The 24,054-nt window shown below is 67.3% G+C and carries 24 protein-coding genes and 2 tRNA genes; 15 read left to right on the top strand and 11 right to left on the bottom strand.

Going from position 1 to position 24,054, the window contains the following annotated elements; translation table 11 throughout:
- Positions 1-18 precede the first annotated feature (18 nt).
- From ACFFGN_RS35785 to ACFFGN_RS35775, 3 genes are all read left to right on the top strand, one after another.
- Positions 19-1,143: an alkene reductase gene (locus ACFFGN_RS35785; protein ID WP_380057632.1), complete on the top strand. Its 1,125-nt coding sequence runs from the start codon at positions 19-21 to the stop codon at positions 1,141-1,143.
- Positions 1,144-1,186: 43 nt separating this feature from the next.
- Positions 1,187-1,549: a MerR family transcriptional regulator gene (locus tag ACFFGN_RS35780; protein WP_380057630.1), complete on the top strand. Its 363-nt coding sequence runs from the start codon at positions 1,187-1,189 to the stop codon at positions 1,547-1,549.
- Between the two features lie 503 nt (positions 1,550-2,052).
- Positions 2,053-2,307 carry a hypothetical protein gene (locus ACFFGN_RS35775; protein WP_380057627.1) on the top strand — a complete coding sequence of 85 codons (255 nt, stop codon included), beginning with the start codon at positions 2,053-2,055 and terminating at the stop codon, positions 2,305-2,307.
- A 27-nt stretch (positions 2,308-2,334) separates the two neighbouring features.
- Here ACFFGN_RS35775 and ACFFGN_RS35770 read toward each other — a convergent pair whose 3' ends face one another.
- On the bottom strand, positions 2,335-2,760 hold the full coding sequence (locus ACFFGN_RS35770; protein WP_380057624.1) for an SgcJ/EcaC family oxidoreductase: 426 nt from the start codon (positions 2,758-2,760) through the stop codon (positions 2,335-2,337).
- Positions 2,761-2,994: 234 nt separating this feature from the next.
- On the bottom strand, positions 2,995-3,930 hold the full coding sequence (locus ACFFGN_RS35765; protein WP_380057621.1) for an SMP-30/gluconolactonase/LRE family protein: 936 nt from the start codon (positions 3,928-3,930) through the stop codon (positions 2,995-2,997).
- 121 nt (positions 3,931-4,051) lie between these two features.
- Between ACFFGN_RS35765 and ACFFGN_RS35760 the strand changes: the two genes are divergently transcribed.
- Complete coding sequence (locus ACFFGN_RS35760; protein WP_380057618.1) at positions 4,052-5,011, top strand: winged helix-turn-helix domain-containing protein; 960 nt, start codon at positions 4,052-4,054, stop codon at positions 5,009-5,011.
- A 3-nt stretch (positions 5,012-5,014) separates the two neighbouring features.
- On the opposite strand, the gene ACFFGN_RS35755 is transcribed toward ACFFGN_RS35760, so the two are convergent.
- On the bottom strand, positions 5,015-6,085 hold the full coding sequence (locus ACFFGN_RS35755; protein WP_380057615.1) for a serine hydrolase domain-containing protein: 1,071 nt from the start codon (positions 6,083-6,085) through the stop codon (positions 5,015-5,017).
- A 129-nt stretch (positions 6,086-6,214) separates the two neighbouring features.
- Between ACFFGN_RS35755 and ACFFGN_RS35750 the strand changes: the two genes are divergently transcribed.
- Both ACFFGN_RS35750 and ACFFGN_RS35745 read left to right on the top strand, forming a co-directional pair.
- The gene (locus ACFFGN_RS35750) at positions 6,215-6,832 is read left to right on the top strand and encodes a DJ-1/PfpI family protein (RefSeq protein WP_380057612.1); all 618 of its coding nucleotides are present in this window, start codon (positions 6,215-6,217) and stop codon (positions 6,830-6,832) included.
- The gene (locus ACFFGN_RS35745) at positions 6,833-7,270 is read left to right on the top strand and encodes a MarR family winged helix-turn-helix transcriptional regulator (RefSeq protein WP_380057609.1); all 438 of its coding nucleotides are present in this window, start codon (positions 6,833-6,835) and stop codon (positions 7,268-7,270) included.
- Between the two features lies 1 nt (position 7,271).
- Here ACFFGN_RS35745 and ACFFGN_RS35740 read toward each other — a convergent pair whose 3' ends face one another.
- Positions 7,272-9,617 (bottom strand): polysaccharide lyase 8 family protein, encoded by a 2,346-nt coding sequence (locus ACFFGN_RS35740; protein WP_380057607.1) that lies wholly within the window; start codon positions 9,615-9,617, stop codon positions 7,272-7,274.
- Between the two features lie 147 nt (positions 9,618-9,764).
- On the opposite strand from ACFFGN_RS35740, the gene ACFFGN_RS35735 reads away from it, so the two are divergent.
- Entirely contained in the window at positions 9,765-10,817 is a 1,053-nt protein-coding gene (locus ACFFGN_RS35735) for a substrate-binding domain-containing protein (RefSeq protein ID WP_380057604.1), read from the top strand.
- Here ACFFGN_RS35735 and ACFFGN_RS35730 read toward each other — a convergent pair.
- On the bottom strand, positions 10,810-11,778 hold the full coding sequence (locus tag ACFFGN_RS35730) for a threonine ammonia-lyase (RefSeq protein ID WP_380057602.1): 969 nt from the start codon (positions 11,776-11,778) through the stop codon (positions 10,810-10,812). The two genes, ACFFGN_RS35735 and ACFFGN_RS35730, sit on opposite strands and share 8 nt — an antisense overlap.
- A gap of 76 nt (positions 11,779-11,854) precedes the next feature.
- On the opposite strand from ACFFGN_RS35730, the gene ACFFGN_RS35725 reads away from it, so the two are divergent.
- Positions 11,855-12,799: an LLM class F420-dependent oxidoreductase gene (locus tag ACFFGN_RS35725; RefSeq protein WP_380057600.1), complete on the top strand. Its 945-nt coding sequence runs from the start codon at positions 11,855-11,857 to the stop codon at positions 12,797-12,799.
- A 25-nt stretch (positions 12,800-12,824) separates the two neighbouring features.
- On the top strand, positions 12,825-13,832 hold the full coding sequence (gene fgd, locus ACFFGN_RS35720) for a glucose-6-phosphate dehydrogenase (coenzyme-F420) (RefSeq protein WP_380057598.1): 1,008 nt from the start codon (positions 12,825-12,827) through the stop codon (positions 13,830-13,832).
- An 18-nt stretch (positions 13,833-13,850) separates the two neighbouring features.
- Here the strand turns inward: fgd and ACFFGN_RS35715 are convergent, their stop codons facing one another.
- Positions 13,851-14,177: a nuclear transport factor 2 family protein gene (locus tag ACFFGN_RS35715; protein ID WP_380057595.1), complete on the bottom strand. Its 327-nt coding sequence runs from the start codon at positions 14,175-14,177 to the stop codon at positions 13,851-13,853.
- 69 nt (positions 14,178-14,246) lie between these two features.
- Between ACFFGN_RS35715 and ACFFGN_RS35710 the strand changes: the two genes are divergently transcribed.
- Positions 14,247-15,467 (top strand): aminotransferase class V-fold PLP-dependent enzyme, encoded by a 1,221-nt coding sequence (locus ACFFGN_RS35710; RefSeq protein ID WP_380057593.1) that lies wholly within the window; start codon positions 14,247-14,249, stop codon positions 15,465-15,467.
- 242 nt (positions 15,468-15,709) lie between these two features.
- Here the strand turns inward: ACFFGN_RS35710 and ACFFGN_RS35705 are convergent, their stop codons facing one another.
- The 3 genes from ACFFGN_RS35705 to ACFFGN_RS35695 all read right to left on the bottom strand — a co-directional run bounded on the left by ACFFGN_RS35705 (position 15,710) and on the right by ACFFGN_RS35695 (position 17,600).
- Positions 15,710-16,159 (bottom strand): MarR family winged helix-turn-helix transcriptional regulator, encoded by a 450-nt coding sequence (locus tag ACFFGN_RS35705; protein WP_380057590.1) that lies wholly within the window; start codon positions 16,157-16,159, stop codon positions 15,710-15,712.
- A gap of 151 nt (positions 16,160-16,310) precedes the next feature.
- Positions 16,311-17,099: a VOC family protein gene (locus ACFFGN_RS35700; protein WP_380057587.1), complete on the bottom strand. Its 789-nt coding sequence runs from the start codon at positions 17,097-17,099 to the stop codon at positions 16,311-16,313.
- A 186-nt stretch (positions 17,100-17,285) separates the two neighbouring features.
- Positions 17,286-17,600: a hypothetical protein gene (locus ACFFGN_RS35695; protein ID WP_380057585.1), complete on the bottom strand. Its 315-nt coding sequence runs from the start codon at positions 17,598-17,600 to the stop codon at positions 17,286-17,288.
- 204 nt (positions 17,601-17,804) lie between these two features.
- On the opposite strand from ACFFGN_RS35695, the gene ACFFGN_RS35690 reads away from it, so the two are divergent.
- Entirely contained in the window at positions 17,805-18,176 is a 372-nt protein-coding gene (locus tag ACFFGN_RS35690) for an NUDIX domain-containing protein (RefSeq protein WP_380057583.1), read from the top strand.
- Between the two features lie 213 nt (positions 18,177-18,389).
- On the opposite strand, the gene ACFFGN_RS35685 is transcribed toward ACFFGN_RS35690, so the two are convergent.
- Positions 18,390-18,462, bottom strand: a tRNA-Arg gene (locus ACFFGN_RS35685).
- A gap of 421 nt (positions 18,463-18,883) precedes the next feature.
- On the opposite strand from ACFFGN_RS35685, the gene ACFFGN_RS35680 reads away from it, so the two are divergent.
- From ACFFGN_RS35680 to ACFFGN_RS35665, 4 genes are all read left to right on the top strand, one after another.
- Complete coding sequence (locus ACFFGN_RS35680) at positions 18,884-19,441, top strand: hypothetical protein (RefSeq protein ID WP_380057581.1); 558 nt, start codon at positions 18,884-18,886, stop codon at positions 19,439-19,441.
- Between the two features lie 260 nt (positions 19,442-19,701).
- On the top strand, positions 19,702-20,253 hold the full coding sequence (locus ACFFGN_RS35675) for a hypothetical protein (protein WP_380057578.1): 552 nt from the start codon (positions 19,702-19,704) through the stop codon (positions 20,251-20,253).
- Positions 20,250-21,440: a hypothetical protein gene (locus ACFFGN_RS35670; RefSeq protein ID WP_380057575.1), complete on the top strand. Its 1,191-nt coding sequence runs from the start codon at positions 20,250-20,252 to the stop codon at positions 21,438-21,440. The genes ACFFGN_RS35675 and ACFFGN_RS35670 overlap by 4 nt, the downstream gene beginning before the upstream one ends.
- 253 nt (positions 21,441-21,693) lie before the next feature.
- The gene (locus ACFFGN_RS35665; protein WP_380057572.1) at positions 21,694-23,562 is read left to right on the top strand and encodes a phosphoenolpyruvate carboxykinase (GTP); all 1,869 of its coding nucleotides are present in this window, start codon (positions 21,694-21,696) and stop codon (positions 23,560-23,562) included.
- A 275-nt stretch (positions 23,563-23,837) separates the two neighbouring features.
- Here the strand turns inward: ACFFGN_RS35665 and ACFFGN_RS35660 are convergent.
- Positions 23,838-23,927: transfer RNA gene (locus tag ACFFGN_RS35660), tRNA-Ser, on the bottom strand.
- Positions 23,928-24,054 lie beyond the last annotated feature (127 nt).

Here is a 24,054-nt window from a genome sequence, read left to right as displayed (position 1 = left end):
GGCTTTAGCTTGCGGAGCATGCTCACCCTGACGAACTCGGCGACGGCCGATCCCCTGCTGACACCGTTGGCCTCGGCCCCCCTCCGGCTGCCGAACCGGATCGCGATGGCCCCGATGACCCGGGGGCGCGCGGACGGGGACGGCGTACCCCATGACCTCACGACGGCGTACTACGTCCAGCGGGCGAGTGCGGGGCTACTGATCTCGGAAGGCCTTTGGCCGCATGTGTCGGGCCGGGGAGGGCCGGGCGTACCGGGGATCGCTACAGCGGCTCAAACCGAGAAGTGGCGCCAGGTGACGACCGCCGTTCATGCCGCGGGTGGACGGATCTACGCCCAGCTGTGGCATGTCGGACGGCTCGCGCATCCCCGGGACCTGCCGACGGGTTTACACCCGCTGGCGCCGTCAGCCATTGCGGCGCCGGAGAAGGTCTTCACGGCCGACGGCTGGGTCGACGCCGTCGCACCCGAGGCACTGACGCTAGACGGCGTCGACGCGGTCATCCGGCAGTACGCCGAGGCGGCGCGTAATGCGATCAGCGCCGGGTTTGACGGCGTCGAGCTGCACAGCGCCAACGGGTACCTCCTGCACCAGTTCCTCAGCGACAACGCCAACCAACGCACAGACGGGTACGGCGGTTCCGGGCGGACCCGGATCGTGCGCGAGGTGGTAGACGCTCTAGTGGCGGCAGTTGGCGCGGACCGGGTGGCCGTACGGTTCTCCCCGGGCAATCCCGACAACGGACTGGTCGAGGCGGATCCAGCCACGACGTACGGGCCTTTGGTCCGGGACCTCGACCGGCTGGGCTTGAGCTACTTGCACGTCATTGAGCGCGGCAAGTTCGCCTCCCTGCCTGCAGCCCGCTCCTGGTGGTCCGGCCTCCTGGTCGGAAACGTGGACGGTTCTGAGCCCTCAACCCCCTCGGGCGGTCGGGAACTGCTCAAGGCCGGGCTGGTGGACGTAGTCGCCATGGGCCGCCTGTTCATCGCGAACCCGGATCTGCCGCTACGGATCGCTACCGGGGCTCCACTCGCCACGCCGCGTTCGGACGACTTCTACGGGTCACAGCTCGAGGGGTACGCCGACCACCCTGCGATCGGGACGGGGCCGGTAGTCCCGCAGCTGGCTAATGTGGCTAGTTAGCGGCACAGGTACAACCAAGCGGGTGCCAGAGGGGAGCGACGGCATGCGAATCGGCGAACTGGCGGATCGGACCGGCGTGAGTGTCCGGGCCCTGCGGTACTACGAGGAAGCCGGCCTGCTGCATCCCGGCCGATGCGGCAACGGCTACCGCGAGTTCAGCGAGGACGACGTCGCCCGGGTCTGGCAGATCCAGTGGCTCTTCTCGATCGGCCTCTGCAGCGGCAAGATCTCGACCGTGTTGCCGATGGTCTGCGGCACGGGCGACGCTATGAACCTCGATCCGGCTCTGGCCGACGAGGTCGCCGACACCCGCGAGCTGATCGCCGCCCGGGTCGCGGAGCTGGCCGCCTCCCTCGACCGCCTGGACCACGTCATCGAACTCGCCCGCCGCCCCCAAGCCTCCTGACCAGCGCCCTCCATCGCATTCCGCGTCCGACCGTCGCGGGGTTGTCCACACGACCGCCCGTTCACACCGTTTTCCGCGTCCGACCGTCACAGGGTTTTCCACACCGCCGCCCGTTCACACGGTTTTCCGCGTCCGACCGTCACGGGGTTATGCACAGACGACCGTCGCGGGGTTGTGCGCAGATGGCCGGCGCGGGGTTGTGCACAGATGGCCGGCGCGGAGCGGTCGGAGATACCTTCTGTGACGGGCCGGATACGGCAGGGCGGAAATTCCTGGCAATCGGGTAAACCTTCGCCGCGGGGCATTGACCGGCCCGATTTGTTTGATGTTTGATCACAAGTGTCTTGGTGCGCTCTGTATCTGGCGGAGACCCAATGACCTGATCGGCGACAGGTCCCCAGCCTGTCGCCGATCCCCTTTCCCCCGCCCTCCGGTTCACGGTGGGTGCGCACCACGCCGGACCGGGGCAGCCGTGGCGTCGGGTGGATGAAAGGATCCCGGTCATGGCCGATGACTACGGACAACCGATCGGGCAGGTCCTTGGCGACGGGTTCGTCGTACCACCGCTACTGGAGGGGTGGACCGCCCTCGACGGGATCGTGCTGGTGAAGTGCCTCGACGCCGAAGGCCGCTCCGCGTGGGCCTTCCGCGAGACCGAGTCGCTGAACGAGGAGGAGATCATCGGAGCCCTGACGGTTCAGCTCGACATCATGCGCGAGCGAACCGTCAACATGTACCGCGGCGAGGACGACGACTGACGGCCGCCCAGCCCGGCGGCCGGGCGGTCACTCCGGTACGACGACGGTGTTCTGGCCGGCCGCGATGAGCCAGCTGTCGCCGTTGCGCGCCAGCAGGTAGCCGGGGCTGCCGCGGTCGGGCTCGGCGCCGGGTTCGGCGTCGCGCTGGTGGTACTCCTGGTTGATCGTGGCGAGGGCCAGATCCGCGGTGATGAAGAGAATGTGGTCCACCTCGTACGTCGCGTACGAGTCCTTGGTCGCGCCGGGCATCACCTTGCGGGTGAAATCGGCGATGGCCTGCTTGCCGTACAACCGCTTGCCGTGCCCGGTCACCCACTTGGCGTCGTCGCGGAAGAGCGCGATGAAGCCCTCCGCGTCCTCCCGGGCCTGGATGTCGCCCACCGAGGCCACAAACTTCGCGATCGAGTCGATGTCACTTACGTTCGGAACTTCTCCTGCAACCTTGATGTCCATGGCCAGCAGCCTCCAACCTCAAGGACACTTGAAGTCAACTAGGCCGCCGCCATGACGCTCAAAAAATATTGCCGAAGCCCATGCATATCCCAGATTCGCTTGGGTACCTGATGGCGACTGATCGGGTGGTCACGTGTTGCAGAGCGCGAGCCGATGGGTGCGGCCAGAACGGCGGGCCGGGTCCCACGGCCGCGCTCTCACCACGTCCCACGCCGATCAGCGAGCATCAAATGCTCAGCGCAGGCCCGGTACGACCGTCACCGTGTACGGCGGCGTGCCGGGCGCCTGGTCGAGCTGGCTGTTGACCCACAACAGACGATGGCGGTCCCGGGCGATCGTGGTCGGCGTTGCGCCGGCTTCGCCCGGGACCGAGTCGGCCAGGATGGTCGCCTTGGACCAGGTCCGGTCCAGACGAGCCAGCCGGGTCACGTACTTGCCGCCGCCCGCGTTGTGTACGACGTACAGCCGGTGTCCCTCAAGCAGATAGCCATCACCCGAAAGCACGCCATCGGCCTCGACCACCTTGACCGCACCGGTGCGGATGTCCACCCGGTACGTCACGTTCTGGCCTTGTTCGCCGACCAGCAGGGTGCTGCCGTCCGGGGTGGCGACGATGCCGTTCAGGAAGTACGGCTTCGGGCTGATCCGGTCGCGGGTCAACCACGGCTTGAGTTCACCGAGGCCGTGCCGGGTCAACGACGCCCGCCAGATCTGGTTGTGCGCCGAGTCCGTCACGTACACGGCGTCCGCGGTGAAGGCGAAGTCGTTCAGGAACGAGCCTTCCGCCGCGAACCGCGAGGCCAGCAACCGCCCGCGGGCGTCGTACGCGTAGAGGCGGCCGGTACCCGCGCCGGCGACCAGGACCCGGCCCCAGCGGTCCACGTGCACACCGGTCGCTTGGGTCCGCCCGTCGGAACCGGCCGGCAGGAACGTCTTGAGGCGCGGGTTTCGTACCGTGCCGCGATAGACCGCGCCCGTGCCGACGCTGGTGACGTAGATGGTTCCGCCGCGGGTGATCTCGATTCCTTCGGGAGTGTCGCCAGCCAACTCGGAGACGACATACGTCGAGGGGTGGCGCGGCTCGGTCGTCGGCCGGGCCGCTGCGGGTGCGGCGGTCAGGGGAATCAGGGTGGCCGCCAGCAGTGCGGCGGTGAGACGTCGAGAAGTCATGCGCCCAAGGCTCGGGCGGGACTATCCATGTTGCGACCGCTTTCGGCCCAGCCCGAAGCACTTGCCGGAATCCGTGGCACGGTCGCGTCGTACGGTGGGCTGAAAAGGTTGGGGGTGCGAGATGATCCGGATCCGGTTCGAGCCGGCCGACCTGGGGCGGGTGACGTTCCGTCGCGAGCCGGATCCACTGTGGGACGCGGCGCTGGCCGCCCGGGCGTTGCGGGACCTGCCGAGTTCGGCGACGGGCCGCGCGTGGCGGCGACAGACCCGCGCGCAGCTCCGGCCGGAGATGAAGCCGCTGCTCAAGCTGATCAGCCCGGGCGGCGCCTTCCCCAATTTCCTCACGCCCGAGCTGGACGGCTCCGGGCTGAACGACGCGATCGAGGAGCTGGCCGCCACTCCAGCCGAAAAGATTCGCGCCGACCTCGTGCCGCACCTTCCGGCAGGTATCGGCGGCTGGATCGGCGACCTGCTGGACGATCGGCCGACGGCCCGGCGCCAACTCGGTCACGCCGTACGGGCCTTCCACACCGAGGCGCTCGCCCCCTGGGCCGCCACCCTCGAAGGCCGGTTCGCCGCCGATCTGGCCATCCGCTCGCGGGCCCTGCTGACCGACGGCGTCGAGGGCATGCTGGCCGGAATCCACCCGGACGTCGAGTGGCGCGCGCCCGAACTGCACGCGCACGGCCTGAGCCCGCATCCCTCGACCTTCACCATCGAACTCGATGGTCGCGGCCTGCTGCTGTATCCGTCGGCGCTGGTCGCGGAATGCCTGGCCCTCGACGTACCCGGGCGGCGACCGGTGCTGGTCTACCCGGCTGCCGAGGCCCTGTGCGATGACCCCGCCCCCCGGGGTGACCACCTCGCCGACCTGCTCGGGCGTACGCGCGCCTCGGTCCTGCGTTCGCTCGGTGCCGACGCGAGTACGACGCAGCTCGCCCGCCGGACCGGGATCTCCCTGGCCTCGGCGAGCGAGCATGCGCGCGTACTGCGTAACGCGGGCCTGGTCACCACCCATCGCGCCGGCGGTGTCGCGCTGCACGCGCTCACCCCGGCCGGCACCCGCCTGCTGAGGTACTGACGATCAGCAGAGGGCCTTGTCCAGCAGGGCGTTGACCTCGGCCAGCGGCTTCTGCCCCGGCGGCGTGATGCCCACCGTGAGCTGCCGGTCGTTCCGCGGGTTCGTGAAAGCCCAGGTCGAGTAGCCCAGGGCGTCCCCGTCGTGTCCGTAAACCGTGTCACCGCAGGTCAGCATTCGCCAGCGCAGCCCCAGCCCGTACGTCGCACCCGGTCGTGCGGGTGTCATCATCTCGGTCAGCAAGGCCTTCGGTAGCAGGCGTCCGCCGAGCAGCGCGCGATAGAAGCGGGACAGGTCTGCCGTCGTGGAGATCAGCTCACCACCTCCGGCCATCAGGCTCGCGTTCAGCTCGGTCATGTCGGCCGTTCCGACGAATCCGCGCAGGTGAGCGCCCTTGATCCGGAACTCCGTTCCCGGCAGCGAGCTGTGCCAAAGCCCGAGCGGCCGGAACAGCCGTCGCTCGATCTCCTGGCGGTACGAGCGCTTCGTGATCTGCTCGATCGTCATGGCCAGCAGCAAGTAGTTCGTATTGGAGTAGCCCCATTCGGTGCCCGGCTCGAACATCACCGGCTGGGTCAGCGCGCGGGCCGTCAGCTCGGCCATGGTCCAGTCCCGCCAGCGAAACTTCTCGAAGTCGGGCGAAGGTGGACGCGGTATCGTGCGCAGCATCTCGGGCAGCCCGCTGGTATGCCCGAGCAGCTGGCGGATCGTGATGTTGGCGCCGTTCGGGACCACGCCGGGAAGCCAGCGCTCGACCGAATCGTCCAGCCGCAGGCGCTGCTCCGCGACAAGCTGCAGAACAACCGTCGCCACGAAGGTCTTCGTCGTGCTGCCTGCGCGGAAGCGTTCGTTGCCTTGAACCGGACGGCCGTCGGGCGCGGTCAGTCCGCCGCCGAGGCGCCAAACCTGGTGACCGTCACGCACTCGCGCGACCACCCCCGTCGCTCCGCCGGCGACAACCGCGTCAACCGACTGCTGCAGGTCATCCCGCTTCGCCGGAGCAGGGGCCGCATTCGCGGGCAAGGCCATCGACGCCAGGGCCAGCGCCGTCGTACCGATGATGAGAGCAAGTTTCATGTCCATCAGCCTGGGGTCCGGCCGCCGCCCTGCGTATCCGGAACGTCAGCGGTTCACCCCTGAGCCGACCCTCGAACGAACAAGGGTTGGATAGTTGACAGCATGCTGTCTTTTTGACAGACTACTGTCATGACGATGACGAAGCAGGTCCACGTAGCGGTTTTCGACACCTTCGCCGACTGGGAGATCGGTTACGCCACGGCGCACATCCGCAAGCCGGACTGGCAGCGCGAGCCGGGGCAGTATGAGATCGTCACGGTCGGCCCCAGCACCGAGCCGGTCACTACCATGGGCGGGTTCGACATCGTCCCTGACTTGGCCCTGGCCGATCTGCGGCCCGAAGACAGCGCGATGCTGATCCTGGCCGGCGGTGACACCTGGACCGAGGACGCGATGGCCGGCTTCCGCGCGGCGGCCCGGCAGTTCCTGGCGGCGGGCGTGCCGGTCGCGGCCGTCTGCGGCGCCACGATGGGCCTCGCGATCGAGGGCCTGCTCGACGACCGGGCGCACACCAGCAACGCGGCCGAGGCGCTCGGTTACACCGGTTATGCCGGGGCGGCGCACTACCGTGAGGAGCTCGCGGTCAACGACCGCGGCCTGATCACGGGTAGCGGGATCGCCCCGGTCCAGTTCGCGCACGCGATTCTCGAGCAGCTCGCGGTTTACGAGCCGGGCGTCGCCAAGTCGTGGCTGAAGCTGTACGGCGACCGCGACCCAGCGGGCTTCTACGAGTTGATGGCGGTCTGAATGGACGACGGACCTCTACTGTCCGCGGCGGCTTTGACCAGTTTCAAGCTGAACGGCCAGTTCCTCGCTCTCGCGGAGGAACTGGCCAAGCCGGCCGGACTGACCGCGGCCTGGTGGCAGGTGCTCGGCGCGGTGCTGCCGGCGCCGCTACCGGTCGCGGGGATCGCTCGCGAGATGGGCATCACCCGGCAGAGCGTGCAGCGCATCGCGGACATCCTGGTCGATCGCGGTTATGCCGAGTACCGCGAGAACCCGGCCCACCGTCGCGCCCAGCTACTGGCCCCGACCGCCGCCGGCCTGGCGGCGGTCCGCCGGATCACCCCGCAACACGGCGAAGCGGCCAAACGCCTCGCCACCATCATGGGCCGCGACCGCCTCGCCGCCGCGGTGGCCGCCCTCGAAGATCTCTCCACCGCCCTCGACCAACTCGACCCCTGAGTTAACGGCTGAGCACGACGGCCTTGGATGCGCCGGCGGCTCCGGTGACGTCCACGGTGATCTCAAGCCCTCGGGACGTACGGCGAGCGGTGACCCCGTCATCAGCCCTAACCAGCCGGAACCCGGGCAGAACCAGCCGGAGCCGGACCGAGGCGCTCAACTGGGTCGGATCGGAAATGGCCAGGTGAAGCTGATTGTCCTTCCAGCGCTGGATTACCGAACAAGGAGTCTCGGCAACAACGTCAGCCACGGACCCGGGCTTCCAGAAGTTGGTCATCGCTAAACCGAGTGTGGGATGCACTACGGCCTGGGCGTCCGCGGTGTTGCGCAGGATCATCAAACCGGACGAACGCGCAAGCTGCTTCGTACGGTCTGCCGAAGCTCCAGGCGCTACGAGATAGCCGTACGACGCGTTGCGCGGGTCTACCCCGTGGTCGAGCCACATCGTCAGATAGCGCCGCGTGATCGGTGTAGTCGAGCCACCCGTGTTCACGTCTCGCCAAGCTCCCGTACGGGCCTCGCGCAGTACCTTGAGGTTGGAGCCGTTCGGGAAGACGTAACCGCATACGCCATCTAGGTGAGCCCAACGCGCACCCGCGACGGTCGCGCCTTCTCCAAGGGCCTGGGCGGTTGCAACGCCGTCTACCAGCAAGGCGTTCGTACCACTCGCATGGAGATTCCGGTTCTCCACCACGGTCTCAACCGCGTGGCCGCTGCTACCAGTGATACCCGCGCCTAGAGCAACGACGTACTCGTCGAAGCAGAACCAGGACTTCCTGGCCCGCATAGGCGAGACGGGTCCCTCTAGGTGCTGGCCGACGGCCGCGTACCCGTCCAGGGTGCTACCGCCGACCCAAGTGGCTGAAGGTGGTCGGGCCTCTCCCCACTCGCCACCCGCCTTTGGAGGCAGCGGGAGCCGGTCGACGGTAATACCCGGCAGGCGGTAGCGGTCGACGGTCGGCCAGAAGGCGTCGGCGTACTGGCCGTTGTCGCGGTCGTACAGGTATGTCATGCCCGAGCCGGTGTGATAGCCCTGCTCGTTCTCGCCGTTGCCGGACTCGTAGTACGCGATGCGGCGGCTCGCCATCGAGATGGCGAAGGCCCAGCCGTTCCGGCGATGCACGGAGCGGTCCATGCCGGCGAACAACGTGTGGCCATCGGGTTCCGGCGCGGGAGTCACACCGGAGGCCCGGAGGCTCTTGACCAGCGAGACTCGCGGAATCGTTGCTCCAGACAGCATGTTGCCGAAGGTGTCACGTGCCAGCCAGCCCGCGACGGCCGCACGCCACTTCGCCGCCAAGGCCGGTTCGACGCCCTGGGCCAGCCGCAGGATCGCCTCGGCGGCGGTATAGCCGTCGTTGTGGTCGGAAGCGTTCGAGCGGGAGAGGGCCCGACCGCGCACGAAGTCCATCATCCGCAGGTCGTGCACCACGGGCAGATAGGCCTTCGCGACCGAGTCGAACAGGATCTGCCGCTTGGGATCGGTGATGGCCCAGGGCGAATTCGCCAGCAGGGCAAGGAGTTTCCCGATCCCGCTCAGCAGAACATGCCCGTAGGTGCCGGTGTACGCGACGTACGTGTGCTGCACGAACGAGCCATCGCGGTAGAACCCGTCGCCGCTGGTGACGTACTGCCAGGTGTCACTGAGACCGTCCCGCGCGTGCGTCAGTTTGGCCTCGTCCTCCGTGACCAGCGCCCGCACGATCACCGCCTGGCACAGATCGACGCGGTTGGCGCCGGTCGAGATGATCCGCCCGCGCTCCGGCGGGAACATCCAGTACGGGTCCGGTACGAAGTGGTCGATGGCCGCGCAGTACCGCTGCCGCGCCTCGGCCGGGATCTGCGCGTACAGCAGCACCATCGTGTTCGCGAGCGGCCGGGTCGCGCCGATCTCCCAGGACCACCAGTTGCCGAACTCGACCGTTCCCGGCTTGTAGATCAGCTGGTACATCGACTCCAGCCCAGCCAGTACGTCGGACAGCAACGAGGCGTCACCGAAGTAGCGCGAGCCTCTCGTGGCCCAAGCTGTCGCCAGCTGCTCTAGCCGTACGTAGCTGGCGGGAATCGCCGGGTCCAGCTTGAGGTCCTGATCGAGGAACACCCGGGTTCGGCCGGTCGTGCGGTCGAGCCGCGCCAAGGCGGTAGTGGCCGCGTTGTCCAGGCGGGTCAGCGCTGCCGCGTAGTCCGGATCAGCCGGGTCGAGCGCCGTACCGCCGGTCAGATCAGCGGCCCACTTCGCGCGCAGACCGGCGAAGTCGGCGGGCGTGGCACTCGCGAAGGCCGGCATGCCGAGGTTGAAGGCGGTCACGGCCGCGGTACTTCCGGCCAGAAAGGTACGTCGTCTCACGGGATCTCCTCCGGCAGCGGACGGGCGTTCACTCGAAGGCCTTGTCGCATGAGTCTGTGGCAAGTCATGCTCTTGGTCAACGGATTGATGCGAATGAATTTCCGACCGGATACGCTGCCGCATCGAATGACAACAAGGCAGGAGTCCGTGAGCGCATCCGAAACCCCGGCCGAGGTCCGGGGTCACAAGGCCCGTCGGCTGGCCGCGGAACTCCGCCGCGGCATCGCCGAACTGCGCTGGCCCGCGGGCAAACTACCCACCGAGGCCGAGCTCGCCCGCGAACAGGGCGTCAGCCTGAACACCGTGCGCCGAGCCGTCGACCTGCTGGTGCAGGACGGCCTGGTCTACCGGCGGCAGGGGTCGGGCATGTACATCGCGTCGATCGGCACCGGCCCGCTGATCGGCGTGGCCGTGCCCTCGATGACGTACTACTACCCCCGCATCATCACCGGCATCGAGCGCGAACTGAGCCGGCACGGCGCGAAGATGCTGCTGCGCAGTACGGAGTGGGACTCGCGGCTGGAGGCCGAGGCGATCGAGAGCCTGATCGCGACCGACGTGGCCGGGCTGATCGTCGTACCAGGGCTGGATGATCCGACCAGCCTGGACGCGCTCGAAGACCTCGGCGTACCGATCGTGCTGGTGGAACGCGGGCTGGAACTGCCCGCCACCCAGCATGAGTTCGTCGGCTCGAACCACGCCGCAGGCGCCCGGGCCGCGGTCAAGCACCTGCAGGCGCTCGGGCACACCCGGATCGCCTACCTGGAACGGACCAGCCCGCATACCGCGCCGCAGATCCGGGCCGGCCTGCGCATCGGTCTACGCGGCGAACCCGCGGTGTTCGAGTCCCTGCCGCGCTGGACTTCCGCCGACGCCGGGCGCTTCCTGGACCGACTGGTCGCGGAGGGAGTAACCGCCGCCGTCTGTTTCGCTGACCGCGAGGCGACCCTGCTAGTGAACGCGGCCCGCCAGCGCGGTCTCGACGTACCAGGCGAGCTGTCAGTGATCGGGTACGACGACGAGGTGGCGGACCTGTCCGAAGTTCCTCTGACGGCCGTATCACCAGCCAAGGCAGACGTGGGCCGTCTGGCCGTTGAGGTGCTCCGCGCGCGCTTAGCCAATCCCGACGGCCCTAGGCAACAGTTGTCGCTTATCCCCGATCTGGTGGTTCGCGCCTCTACAGGTCCTAGCCTCAGGTAAGGATCGTGCGGAGAAGGTCGGCGTCGATATTGCCGCCGGAGAGGATCGCGACGGTTTTCCCGACTGGCAGATCGTGCCCCCGGAAGAGGTACGCGGCCGTCGCCACGGCACCACTTGGTTCCGCGATGAGGCGGGCCTGGCGAGCGAGGACCTGGATCGCGGAGCGAATCTCGTCCTCGCTCACGGTGACCACTCCGTCAAGGAACTTCCGCAGATGCGCGAAGGTGAGTTCCGACGGCTGCGCCCGAAGCCCGTCCGCGATCGTCCGGGCCCGGTCATCCACTGGCCAATCGACCTGGTGACCCAGCCGAAGGCCTTCCGCGGTGTCGGCCGCGAGTTCGGGTTCCACCCCGATGACCTGAGCGGACGGGCACAGCGCCTTGATCGCGACGGCGACCCCGGCCGCCAATCCACCGCCGCTGATCGGGACCAGCACCACATCCACCTCGGGTAGATCCGCCGCAATCTCGAGGCCGACCGTGCCCTGCCCGGCGATCACCGCCGCATCGTCGTACGGCGGAATCATGGTCAGCCCGCGCTCTTCCGCGAGCGCCACCGCTACGTCGGCGTGATCACCGATCGGCACCTGGATCACCTCGGCGCCGTGCGAGCGGGTGGAGTCGACCTTGATCCGCGGCGCGTTGTCGGGCATCACGATCACGGCCGGAATACCGAAGTGGCGCGCGGAGTACGCGACGGCCTGGGCGTGGTTGCCACTGGAGAACGCGATCACCCCACGGCTACGGCGGTTCCTGTCCAGCATGGCGATCGCGTTGAAGGCCCCGCGCAGCTTGAACGCCCCAACCACCTGCAGGCTCTCCGGCTTCAGCCAGAGGCTGCTGCCCTCCGAAGACTCCTGATTCCTTGAGGCACTTGGGACAGGTAGTAGCGGGGTCCGAACCGTCACCCCGTTCAGGCGCTCCGCCGCCGCCCGGACCTCTTCGATCGTCACAAGCTCCATGCGGCAAGTATCGCTGGCGATTCCTTTTGCCGTGGGCTCGGGTCACTACTGCTAAACGACCTTTAGGAGTGTTCCGGTGACCCTCACGTTCAGCATCTTCCTACCTAGCGGCTTCGGCCAGGACTTCGCCCATTTCGGCGATCCGATCGAGGCCTACGAGGCCGTGACAACCGTAGCCCGTGCGGCCGATGAACTCGGCTACGAGGCCCTGTACGTGCCGGACCACCTGCACACCATCCCGCCGTCCCACGAGTACCTGTTCGAGGCTTGGTCGATGGTGACGGGCCTGGCGCGCGATACCCAGCGCATCCGGATCGGACAGCTCGTGACGGGCAACAGCTATCGCAACCCCGCACTGCAGGCCAAGATGGCTTCCACGGTCGACGTGATGAGCCGCGGGCGTCTGACCTTTGGAATCGGCTCAGGCTGGTACGAGCCGGACTACCTTGCCTACGGCTACCAATTCGGCTCAGCCGGTGACAGGCTCCGACACCTGCGCGAGGCGGTGCAGGTGATCCTGGCGCTCTGGACCGAGAAGGAAGCCACCTTCGACGGCAAGTACTACAAGATCCACGGCGCGATCAACGAGCCCAAGGGCGTTCAACCGCGTATTCCGCTCATGATCGCTGGCGCCGGTGAGAAGGTCACCCTGCGGCTTGTGGCCGAGTACGCCGACGCCTGCAACGTTATCGAGTCCCCCGCCGGTCTGGAGCACAAGTACGACGTACTGCGGCAGCACTGCGTTGACGTGGGCCGGGACTACGAGAGCATCCGGCGGACCGCCACCACGGCGTACATCCTCCGCGACAACGACGAGCAGGCCCGGGCCGCCGTACCACCGGGAGCCGAGTTCGCCTACCCCGGCGACCTCGCGTCGTACGGACTCGTGGGTAGTGTCGACACCATCCGCGCGCGGATCGCCGCGTATGAGGCGGCGGGGGTTCAGGAGCTGGTGGTCAGCTTCGAGAATCCCACCGAGGTGGAACAGGTTCGGCAGTTCGCGGAGTTGTTCCTGAAGTAGTGCTGGACTCGACTGGAAGGCAGCGATGAATCTTCGGATCGGTTACAAGGCGTCGGCGGAGCAGTTCGGCCCGCGGGAGCTGGTGGAGTACTCCGTACGCGCCGAGGAGGTCGGGCTGGACACGGTCACGGTGTCCGACCACTTCCTGCCATGGCGGCACGACAACGGCCACGCGCCCTTCTCGCTCGCCTGGATGGCGGCCGTCGGCGAGCGTACCGAGCGGGTCCTGCTGGGTACGTCGGTACTGACGCCCACCTTCCGGTACAACCCCGCAGTGATCGCGCAGGCCTTCGCGACGCTCGGGCTGCTCTACCCCGGCCGGGTGATGCTTGGCGTCGGCACCGGCGAGGCGCTGAACGAGGTGGCCGTATCCGGTCGCGAGTGGCCCGACTTCAAGGAGCGGTTCGCCCGGCTCCGCGAGGCGGTCAAGCTGACCCGCCAGCTCTGGGCCGGTGAGACCGTCAACTTCGACGGCGAGTACTACAAGACGGTCGAGGCGATGATCTACGACCGCCCGGAGGTGCCCGTACCGATCTACGTGGCCGCGGGTGGCCCAATGGTCGCCCGGTACGCCGGCCGCTTCGGCGACGGCATGATCTGCACCTCCGGCAAGGGCATGGACCTCTACACCGAGCAGCTGCTGCCCGCGGTGGAGGAAGGCGCCGGCAAGGCCGATCGCGACCCGGCCGGTATCGACCGGATGATCGAGATCAAGCTCTCGTACGACCGGGATCCCGCGAAGGCCCTGGAGAACACCCGGTTCTGGGCGCCGTTGTCGCTGACGCCCGAGCAGAAGCACAGCGTGGACACCGCAGTCGAGATGGAACGCCTCGCGGACGAACTACCGATCGAGCAGGTCGCCAAGCGCTGGATCGTCGCCTCCGACGGCGAAGACGCCGCCACCCAGATCAAGCAGTACACCGACGCCGGCTTCAACCACCTGATCTTCCACGGCCCCGGCCAGGACCAGGAACGCTTCCTCACCCAATTCGCCGAAGACGTCGTCCCCCACCTCCGCAACCTCCCCGCCTAGCCACCGCGGCCAAAGCGGTCAGCCGAAGCTGATCTCGAGGCCGGAAATCCGGGCTTCAGTGGTCCAGCGGACGCGCATCGTGCCGGCGCCACCGGTGGACCACTGAAAGCGGGCTACGTCGGTGCCGTCCGGCTCGGTCGTGCTACTGAGCAGGCTCATGGTGTCCGTCGGCGGATTCGCCTGGTAGGCCGCGACGATCGCCGCCCTGCCCTCGAACGGACCGGCCGGCGCGTTCACAAAACTCATCCGTGCGTCCGGGGCGAACCGCTCGCCGAAACCAGTCCAGTCACCACTTTCGACGGCCTGGTTGAACGCCGCGACGTGCTGCTCGATTCGTTGTCCCACCGCGCTCCACCTCCTTCGATCGTCTTGTCAGGCTAGCTTCCTGGACCGGTCACGGTGTTACGGTTTCGCATGGTTAGTGACCCGTCGCTGCGCCCCGAAATCTCGGACTCCGATGTTGACAGGTGGCGGGCCGATACGCCTGCCGTCCAGAAGTTGGTGCACTTCAACAATGCCGGCGCGGGGTTGATGCCCACGCCCGTGCTCGCCGCCATGAAGGACTATCTCGACCTCGAAGCGGAGATCGGCGGTTACGAGGCGGCCGATGCCAAGGCCGACGCGATCGCCGGGTTCTACGCCGAGCACGCGGGCCTGGTGAACGCCGCGCCGGAGAACCTCGCCTTCCTGAGCAGTGCGACCCACGCCTTCGATACGGCATTGTCGGCCATACCGTTCGAGCCGGGCGACGTCATCCTGACCACCCGGAACGACTACATCTCGAACCAGATCGCCTTCATGTCCTTGCGGAAGCGCCTCGGCGTCGAGGTGGTGCGCGCACCCGATTCGCCCGAGGGCGGCGTCGACGTACCGGCCATGGTCGCCCTGATGCGGGAACGGCGCCCACGGGTCGTCTCGGTCACGCACGTTCCGACGAACTCGGGCCTCGTCCAGCCGGTGGCGGAGATCGGCCTGTACGCCCGCGAGCTGGAGCTGCTCTACCTGGTCGACGCCTGCCAATCGGTCGGCCAACTCCCGGTGGACGTGGAGGAGCTCGGCTGCGACTTCCTCACCGCGACCAGCCGGAAGTTCCTGCGCGGACCACGCGGCGCCGGCTTCCTCTACGCCTCCAACCGGGTGTTGTCCGGCGAGATCGAGCCGTTGTTCATCGATATGCGCGGGGCCGACTGGACCAGCCCCGACGAATACGCCCCGAGCGCGACGGCGAAACGCTTCGAGCAATGGGAAATGCCGTACGCACTGGTTGTCGGCGCGGCCGAGTCGGTCCGCTACGCGAGGGCGGTCGGCATCGAGCGAATCGCCCAGCGCGCGGGCCAGCTCGCGACGATGTTGCGCGATCGGCTGCGGGAGATCGACGGCACTCGCGTACTGGACAAGGGGCCCGCGCTGGCCGCGATCGTCACGTTCACCATCGACGGCTGGGAGGCACAGCCGTTCAAGTCGGCCTTGCAGGCGAAGGGCATCAACTCGTCACTCAGCAGCCGATCCTCCGCCCAGTACGACTTCGCCGACAAGAACGTCGAGTGGGCGCTGCGGCTCTCCCCGCACTACTACAACACCGAGGCCGAGGTGGACCGCGTCACCACCGAAATCGCCGCCCTCGCCAAGGCCTAGGTGGTAACGACGAACTTCCCTTGCGCCTGGCCGTCCTCCATCGCCCGGTGGGCCTCGTATGCAACTCAGACCGATTAAGCCCAAACGCCTTCACCTCAACCAGCACCCACCCGCATGATCCTCGGTGTATACCGTTCATCGGACGCTTGTGACGCGGCGTGTCGCCCTTCATCGGACGCTTCTGACCAATTGGTCGCATGCGGCGGTTGCGGGGTCTTGGCGTCTGGGGTGCTGGGATCCATCTATCGCCCTTCCGTAGCGCCGAGCCGTCGTCCGGCCTGGCGCAGTTTGGTCAGAGTGCGGCTCAGTCCTTCGAGCTCGCGGACCGATAGCGGCTCACCCAGCCGGCGATCGAGCTCATCCTGGTACGCCTTGGTCGCGTTCGTCAGCACCTTCCGGCCGGTCCGGGTAAGCGTGAGAATCGACGACCGCCGGTCCTCCGGATTGACGCTGCGCCGGCAATAGCCCGCCGCCTCGATCCGATCCACCAGCTTGCTCGTACCGCCGACAGTGATCGAGAGATCGCGCGCGATGTCCTGCACCCGGCAGTTCTCGGTCCGGTCGATCAGCTGCAGGAATTCGAACCAGCTCAACGGCAGTTCGAAGTCCGCCCGCAACCGGTGGTCAACGGCGTTCCAGAGCTCGATCTCCAACCGCACAAGGTCGTTGAACACCCCGCCCAACTCCGCCATCGCCGCCGCCTTCCACTATCTTCCATGGAACCCAAACCAGGTTCAGCGTCACTATATTCCGCAGAACCTAAGCTAGCGCCGTACACGACCGAACGCCCGGCGCCACCCGCGGTTGAGACGGGTAACGCCGGGCGTTCGGGTGGAGCGTTGACTAGCGAGGAGGCAGTACGGCGAACTCGTTGCCGTCGACATCGAACATCAGCACGCGGCCGTCCTCGCCCGGCTCCCCCTCAACGCGAGCGCCGAGCGCGACCAGACGGTCGACCTCCGCCTGCTGATCCCCGTCGGCGGGCGGTACGAGCTCGAGGAACAGCCGATTCGTACCAAGCTTGGGCGCGACCGGCGGACCACCCCAGGTGATCTTCGGACCACCCTGCGGCGAGCGGATCGCGGTCTCCTCGTCCTGGTCCCACACCAGCGGCCAGTCGAGGGCCTTGCTCCAGAAATACCCGAGGGCCTGCGTACCGTCCGACGACAGCGCGCCGAGGAATCCACACTCGGCCAGGAACTTGTTGCCGGCGGGGAGCACACAGAACTCGTTGCCCTCCGGATCGGCAAGAACCACATGCTTCGCGTCGTCGCCCTGCCCAATATCCAGATGCCGGGCCCCAAGCTCCAACGCCCGTGCCACCGTCGCCTGCTGCTCCTCCGGCGACTGACTGGTCAAATCAAAATGCGCCTGATTCGGACCACGCGTAGGCTCCTGGCTCTCGTAAAACCTGATCCGAAACCCAGTGTCGTCATTCGGCAGAATCGCAACCCCACCCGCCACACCATCCGCGCCATCCGTCCCGCCGGTGCCGACCGCACCGCCCGCGCCGCTCGCCGCGCCGTCCGCCGCCTCATCGGCCAGCTTCCAGCCCAGCACTCCGGCCCAGAATCGCGCCTGAGCAACCGGGTCCTTCGCATAAAACCCCAGCGCGAACAGGTGAGACGTCATCTGCTCCTCATTCCCTCTACAACTCCGCCGCGACAAGACCCAGAGCCCCGCCGCCAAGTCCCGCCACGCTAAGCCTTGGGTAGTGCCCCCGCAACGCAATAACTCCCGTCATCCCGCACTTCCCCCGTGCTCGCCAAAGCAGTCGTCCCGGCCGTCAACCACCTCACCAGCAGGCTCATCGCAGCCTCAATCGAGCGGCGCCCGGTAGAGCACCTCGACAAACGCGATCCGTTCATCAACAACATCCAGGATCAGGTGGCCATCCCACCCGAGCTCCTCGTCATCGCAGTACCAGCTGCGATGACTATCCGACGGATAAACATCATCGGGCGGCCGCTCCACATAGAAGCTCTGACAGAAGTCGTCGCCACACTCACACAGCTCCACGACACGCAGCTCATCCACCTGACTCGCCAGCTCAGCTTCGCCATCCCGACCAAGCGCGCCCCGAACCTGCCGCGCAAACACCGGCCACCTCTCAACAACCTTGCTCAACCCCACCCTCGAAGGCTACGCCCCGAATGCCTCCTACCCACGAGCTTGTTAGCAGGGGCCTCTCGTCAAGAGTGACCCGGGAATTGTCGGATCAGGCTGGCACTCTCGTCCGCATGCCGATTCCAAGAGCAGCAGCCGTAGTTACCGAGGGCCATCGTGCACTCGTGATCAAGCGCTACCTGCGGCAAAAGTCAGCCAGCGCTTGCAGTCATGTGCGAGGCACGTGACTGGGACAGTCCAGACTGCCCTGGCCACCACTACGCGGTACTGCCTGGCGGACACGTCGAGGAGGGCGAGACCGCCGAGACCGCCGCCTTGCGGGAGTTGAACGAGGAGACCACACTCACCGGCCGAATCGACCGGCTGCTGTGGACCGGCAAGCACAACGGCAGGCCCGCGTCCTACTTCCTGGTGACCGAGGTCACCGGCACACCAGTCTTGTCCGGCGACGAAGCCGACGCCCAGAGCCCGGAGAACATCTCCGAACTGATGTGGGTTGGGGCTGACGAGTTCGACGAGCTGGGTCTCTACCCGGCCGACGTCAGATCACCACTGACCGAGCTACTGGGCAACAGCGCCTAGCATCGCCCCACCTTCGCGTCACACGTCGGGTGTACGCCCATGTGATCCGTCGGCACGCCGCTGGATCGCCGATGCGTTCGCGGCCGCGGTTGACCGGGTCGAAGAGGGCGAGGAGGACGGCCGGGATCATCTGCGCTGGCGCCGTGTTGCAAGATCGACCCTGAAGGATGAGAAAACCCCAGGTCAATAGTGCTTGACCTGGGGTTTTGCTTGCGCGCTCGGAGGGATTCGAACCCCCAACCTTCTGATCCGTAGTCAGATGCTCTATCCGTTGAGCTACGAGCGCCGACAACGAAAGGTAACGATACACGCGCCTGGCCCCAGGTATGAAATCGGGCCTCGCGAGACCCGATCCGCGGCCGTACGGGCAGCCCGATCGCGCAGCGGAAAGGCCCTTCCGGGCATCGGCGTACGGCGATGGGTGCCGGGTGGCGGCCGCCTGCACGCGGCGGGGCGGTCGACGCGACGGCTGGCGTACGGCGGGTGGCGTACGGCGCGTGGTGGCGGGTGGCGTACGGCGCGTGGTGGCGGGTGGCGGCGGGTGGCGGATGAGTTGGGTCGTTGTACTGGCGTGGTCGTGAAGGCCGCGAGCGGCGGGGTTCGGTCCAAGGGAGGCGGGCGTACGGGTTTGGCGGGCGTACGGGCTTGGCGGCGTGGCGTGGGGATTGTGAAGGGGTGGGGCGGGGTGGTGGGGCTAGGGTTTGAGGGTGGATATTGGGGAGTTGTTCGGCGGGCGCGATATGGGCGACGTCAAGAAGGCCGTTGGGTTTGTGCTGGACAACGCGGATGACTTCGACAAGGTCCTCAAGTTGGTTCGGGATCTGCCGGATGATGCGTTGGGCTTCATCGGGCAGCTGCCTAAGTTGCTGAAGTCGCTCGGGGATGGGTTGGCCGACGCCGGGGAGCAGGCCGGCAAGGCGGCTGGAGCGCTCGTCGGGGATGACGGCGAGGGTGGGGCCAAGCGGGCGTTGAGTGGTAGTGCCGACACGATGTCAGCGGCCAAGGACAAGTTGAATGAGGCGGCCGGCATGTTGGCGGGGCTGGCTGGCGAGTTGGACAAGATTCCGGGAATTGGCGACGCGGCCGCAAAGAAGCTGAATAGCGGGAGCAGCAGCATCAGCGGGGTCGCTGGGGAGATCGATACGCTGGCGGGCAATCTGCGGGATCTGTCCGGCATTCTTTCTGAGGTTGGCCAGGCGCTGTCCGGTCTGGGCGGCAAGCTTGGCGAGTCCGGCGGTTCGGTCCGCAACCTCGCCGGGAACTGACTTCCCGCCGCTCGTACCGGTCGACCTACGCCGCACGGACTACCGGTCGACCTACGCCGCGCCCTGCCGGTGGACCGCTGTCACCTGAAACATGCACCCGACGGCAGACGGACGCGGCATCCCACCCACGCTCGCATCGACAGACCGGTACCGCGTGGCGCAGGCTCGCGTCGGCAGATCGGTGGCGCGCCGCACGCGGTCGCGGCGGCGGATGGCGCGGTCGCGCGGGGAGGACCCCCTTGCGCGGTTAAGGTTTGAGGATGCGGTTGGGACGGGGTTTGGCCATTGGGGCCGGTGTGACGGTGTTGGCGGGATTCGGGTTGGGCCTGACCGTCGGGAGCGCGGCCGACCCTGCCAAGTTGCCTACGGCAAGGAAGTTGCCTGCCGACTTGTGCGAGCGGCTCGGTGACGTGTCGGCCTTCTTTCCCAAGGGTTCGAACCCGAAGCTCGCGCAGACCGGGTTCAAGGACGTGCGTTGCCGGGCGTCGGTCGATGAGCGCAGCCAGAGCACGTACACGAGCGCGCGACTCGGGGTCACCGTGACCCCGCACGCCGCCACACCGGGCAGCAGCGCGCCGCAGGTGGCGCGCCGCTCGTTCGATACGCGGCCGTGGATCGTGATCAAGGACCGGCCGTATCCGACCAAGATCCAGCGCGCCGAGAACGGCGAGGAGCAGTGGGCCATGAAGGTGATCACCGTACGCGGTGACGTTGTGGTCGAGGTGGAGTACGCCGCCCACCCGATCCGCCGTGAAGCCACTGAGGCCGCTTTGCTGATCCTGGCCGACCGCGCCATGTGGGAGGCGAAGTGACCGCCGCTCCGCGGATCCCCGGGTATGAGTTGGGCCAGCGGCTCCTGCAGCATTCGCTTGCCGAGATCTGGCGTGGCCGCTCCCACGCGGGCGTAGAAGTTGTCGCGATCGTACTGAGCGAGGCCGGCGCAAACGACCCGATGGCCCGGCAGCGCCTGGACGAGGCAAGCCGCATGCCGGCGCCTGCGAACGGTCTACCCGAGACACCCTTATGGGCGGCCAACTTCGCGGCGAACCGCCCGTACGCGATCACCCAGCTCGTCCCCGGCCAGTCCGGCGCCGAGCGGCTCCTGGACCCCCTGGACGGCGTCTTCGGCAATGACCAGGATTCAGTCAACGAGGTACGTCGCCAGCTCCAGCACTTCGGCGCCGCCCCAGTCCCGCCAAGCCCGGGTAACACCTACCCGAGCAGTACGACGCATGCCCCGGCCACGTCCGACGTACCAGGCCAGGAGTCCTCGACGAGGGCTGAAGGGTTTGTAGCGGGCGTGAAGCGCCGGGCCGGTTGGAAGTTCTACGTGATCGTCCCCGTGGCGTACCTGCTGCTCTTCACTGTTACCTACTCCGTCGGGGCCGCCTTCAACAAGAAGGACGACACCACTACTGGAGCTACCGTGCCGGTTCCTCCGGCAGTAAGTCCGGGCGCACTTCCCACGAGTGTGGTGTTGCCGGGGATCGCCAAGGCCAAGATGCCGGCGATAGACCCGCGTCGGCCGTCCATCTCGGTTGTAGGCGAGACCTATGCGTCGAGTGACCCGACGCAGCCGGTGGAGGGCCTGGAGCTTCCGTTCGCGTTCCGGTGGCCTCAGCCGCCTGGGCAGATCCGGCTTGGCGAATCGTCGCACGCGATCTACCGCCGGGTGATCAGCGGCGAAAACCCCAGGTCGGCCACCCTGGATGCCGTCATCGCGGCCCACCCGTGCACGAGTCTGGCCGACTGCCGTCAGGATCGGGCCGCTTTCGACCAGCGCTGGACGTCGCGGTTCAAGGCGCCCGTCCCTACCACGGCCAAGGACGGCCAGACCTGGTTCACCGAGCAGGACCGCGGCTCGTACGTGGTCTCGATGACGCGCGCCTTCGAACGCGGCGGCCGCTGGTGGCTGCTCGGCGTCGCGGTGACGGCCAAGGATGGTGGCAGAGCAGACGCCCAGCGGGTCCTGAACGATATCCGGACCCAGACCTCTTAGACCGCATTTTCTCCGTAAGACCGCAGCCCGCCGGGACAAGGCTTTCCCGGCGGGCTTTTGTGATCGTACTCACAAGCTCCCGGTTCACAGCACCCTGATGGCTCGCGTACCGTAGTACCACTTGCATGCTGGTATACGTCCACAGCGTTCACTGGTATGTCAGAGCAAGACCCTAGCCAGCTGTACCGGCCATCGGGATCCGATCGGCCGGTTCGGTGCACCCCGGACGATCGCGAGAGGGAACGAGCCGCCGATGACCACCACCGCCAGTCCCGCCCAGACCGACGCAGGCCTCAACGACGAGCGCCCCACCGCCGCCCTTCCCGGTGCGAACAGCACCCGCCACGCCGGCCTCGCCGCGTGGGTGGCCGAGATCGCCGAGCTGACTCAGCCGGACCGGATCCACTGGGTCGACGGCTCCGACGAGGAGTACGCGCGGCTGACCGCCGAGCTGGTCGAGGCCGGCACGCTGGTCCGCCTGAACGACGAGAAGAAGCCGAACTCGTTCTGGGCCCGCACCGACCCGTCCGACGTGGCCCGGGTCGAGGAGCGCACCTTCATCTGTTCGGTCGACGAGGCCGACTCCGGTCCGACCAACAACTGGATGGACCCGGCCGAGATGAAGGCCATCATGACCGAGCTGTACCGCGGCTCGATGCGTGGCCGGACGATGTACGTGATCCCGTTCTGCATGGGCCCGCTGACCGCGGACAAGCCGATGTTCGGCGTCGAGATCACCGACTCCGCCTACGTTGTCGCCTCGATGCGGATCATGGCCCGCATCGGTGCCGACGTACTCGAGAAGATGGGCAGCGACGCGCCGTACGTGCCGTGCCTGCACTCGGTCGGCGCACCGCTCGAGGCCGGACAGACCGACGTCGCTTGGCCGTGCAACCCGGAGAAGTACATCGTCCAGTTCCCCGAGGAACGGATGATCTGGTCGTACGGCTCGGGCTACGGCGGTAACTCGCTACTGGGCAAGAAGTGCTACTCGCTGCGGATCGCCTCGGCGATGGCCCGCGACGAGGGCTGGCTGGCCGAGCACATGCTCATCCTCAAGCTGATCTCGCCGGAGAAGAAGGTCCACTACATCGCGGCCGCCTTCCCGAGCGCCTGCGGCAAGACCAACCTCGCCATGCTCGACCCGACCCTCGAGGGCTGGGAGGTCGAGACGCTCGGCGACGACATCGCCTGGATGCGGTTCGGCGAGGACGGCCGGCTGTACGCGGTGAACCCGGAGTTCGGTCTGTTCGGCGTGGCCCCGGGCACGGGCTGGAAGACCAACCCGAACGCGATGCGCACGATCGAGAAGGGCAATTCGCTCTTCACCAACGTGGCGCTGACCGACGACGGTGACGTCTGGTGGGAGGGCTACTCCGAGGTCCCGCCGAACCACCTCACCGACTGGAAGGGCCGCGACTGGACGCCGGACTCGGACGAGCTGTCCTCGCACCCGAACAGCCGCTTCTGCACCCCGATCAAGCAGTGCCCGATCATCGCCGACGAGTACGAGGACCCGAACGGTGTGCCGATCTCGGCCATCCTGTTCGGCGGCCGGCGCGCCACCACGGTGCCGCTGGTGACCGAGGCCCGCGACTGGGCGCACGGCGTGTTCATGGGCGCCACCCTGTCGTCCGAGACCACCGCGGCCGCGGTCGGCCAGGTGGGCGTCGTACGACGTGACCCGATGGCCATGCTGCCGTTCATCGGGTACGACGCGGGTGACTACTTCAACCACTGGATCACCGTCGGCAAGGACAACGACGCGTCCAAGCTGCCGAAGATCTTCTACGTGAACTGGTTCCGCAAGGACGAGGCGGGCAAGTTCGTCTGGCCCGGCTTCAGCGAGAACGGCCGCGTGCTCAAGTGGGTCATCGAGCGCCTCCAGGGCAAGGCCGCCGCGGTCGAGACCTCTATCGGCCACGTACCGACACCGGACGCCATCGACATCTCCGGGCTGGACCTGTCGCTGGAGGCCCTGCAGGTCGCACTCAACGTCGACGACGAGGAGTGGAAGGCCGAGATCCCGCTGATCGAGGAGTGGTTCGCCAAGATCGGCGACAAGGTTCCGGCCGCCCTGCGGGTCGAACTCGACACCCTCAAGCAGCGCCTCGGCGCGTAGTACCGAAGACCCGCCGCTTGGCGCCGTCAACGACGCCGGCGCCGAGCAGCGAACGACGATCGGCCCGAGCCATCTTCCGGAAGCGGATGGCCCGGGCCGATCGCGTTCCCGCGCCAAGCCGCCGCAGACCACCTGGTACGACGAACAGCGTGCGGGAGCGACCGGCGTACGTGCGGGTGGTGAGGGAACGGCAAGGGTGTGGGGGAACCGGCTGCGCCTGAACGACGAAGAGCGGTAAAGGCCTTGGGGGCCTTTACCGCTCTTCGTCTTACCGGCGGAGGTGGGGGGATTTGAACCCCCGAGAGGGGATTACCCTCAACCCGCTTAGCAGGCGGGCGCCATCGACCGGACTAGGCGACACCTCCACGCTGGATCCGACTGCGATCCGGCGACGGCCCAGAGTATCGGGTGATCGGCTCCGGCGGCAAAATGGGTACCGCAAACCGTTAAGACGGCGTCCCGGAGCTTGGGATCGACATGGGGCGCACCTGT

The sequence above is a fragment of the Kribbella deserti genome (genome assembly GCF_042434725.1).
GTDB classification, from domain to species: Bacteria; Actinomycetota; Actinomycetes; order Propionibacteriales; family Kribbellaceae; genus Kribbella; species Kribbella deserti.
This window is presented reverse-complemented; position numbering and strand designations above follow the sequence as displayed.

Coding starts and splice junctions, on each gene's coding strand:
- ACFFGN_RS35710 (WP_380057593.1), top strand. CDS start 14,247: ATGGTTAGTGACCCGTCGCTGCGCCCCGAAATCTCGGACTCCGATGTT.
- ACFFGN_RS35770 (WP_380057624.1), bottom strand. CDS start 2,760: ATGGACATCAAGGTTGCAGGAGAAGTTCCGAACGTAAGTGACATCGAC.
- ACFFGN_RS35745 (WP_380057609.1), top strand. CDS start 6,833: ATGGACGACGGACCTCTACTGTCCGCGGCGGCTTTGACCAGTTTCAAG.
- ACFFGN_RS35730 (WP_380057602.1), bottom strand. CDS start 11,778: ATGGAGCTTGTGACGATCGAAGAGGTCCGGGCGGCGGCGGAGCGCCTG.
- ACFFGN_RS35705 (WP_380057590.1), bottom strand. CDS start 16,159: ATGGCGGAGTTGGGCGGGGTGTTCAACGACCTTGTGCGGTTGGAGATC.
- ACFFGN_RS35775 (WP_380057627.1), top strand. CDS start 2,053: ATGGCCGATGACTACGGACAACCGATCGGGCAGGTCCTTGGCGACGGG.
- fgd (WP_380057598.1), top strand. CDS start 12,825: ATGAATCTTCGGATCGGTTACAAGGCGTCGGCGGAGCAGTTCGGCCCG.
- ACFFGN_RS35760 (WP_380057618.1), top strand. CDS start 4,052: ATGATCCGGATCCGGTTCGAGCCGGCCGACCTGGGGCGGGTGACGTTC.
- ACFFGN_RS35675 (WP_380057578.1), top strand. CDS start 19,702: ATGCGGTTGGGACGGGGTTTGGCCATTGGGGCCGGTGTGACGGTGTTG.
- ACFFGN_RS35750 (WP_380057612.1), top strand. CDS start 6,215: ATGACGATGACGAAGCAGGTCCACGTAGCGGTTTTCGACACCTTCGCC.
- ACFFGN_RS35765 (WP_380057621.1), bottom strand. CDS start 3,930: ATGACTTCTCGACGTCTCACCGCCGCACTGCTGGCGGCCACCCTGATT.
- ACFFGN_RS35780 (WP_380057630.1), top strand. CDS start 1,187: ATGCGAATCGGCGAACTGGCGGATCGGACCGGCGTGAGTGTCCGGGCC.
- ACFFGN_RS35690 (WP_380057583.1), top strand. CDS start 17,805: ATGTGCGAGGCACGTGACTGGGACAGTCCAGACTGCCCTGGCCACCAC.
- ACFFGN_RS35755 (WP_380057615.1), bottom strand. CDS start 6,085: ATGAAACTTGCTCTCATCATCGGTACGACGGCGCTGGCCCTGGCGTCG.
- ACFFGN_RS35665 (WP_380057572.1), top strand. CDS start 21,694: ATGACCACCACCGCCAGTCCCGCCCAGACCGACGCAGGCCTCAACGAC.
- ACFFGN_RS35700 (WP_380057587.1), bottom strand. CDS start 17,099: ATGACGTCTCACCTGTTCGCGCTGGGGTTTTATGCGAAGGACCCGGTT.
- ACFFGN_RS35785 (WP_380057632.1), top strand. CDS start 19: ATGCTCACCCTGACGAACTCGGCGACGGCCGATCCCCTGCTGACACCG.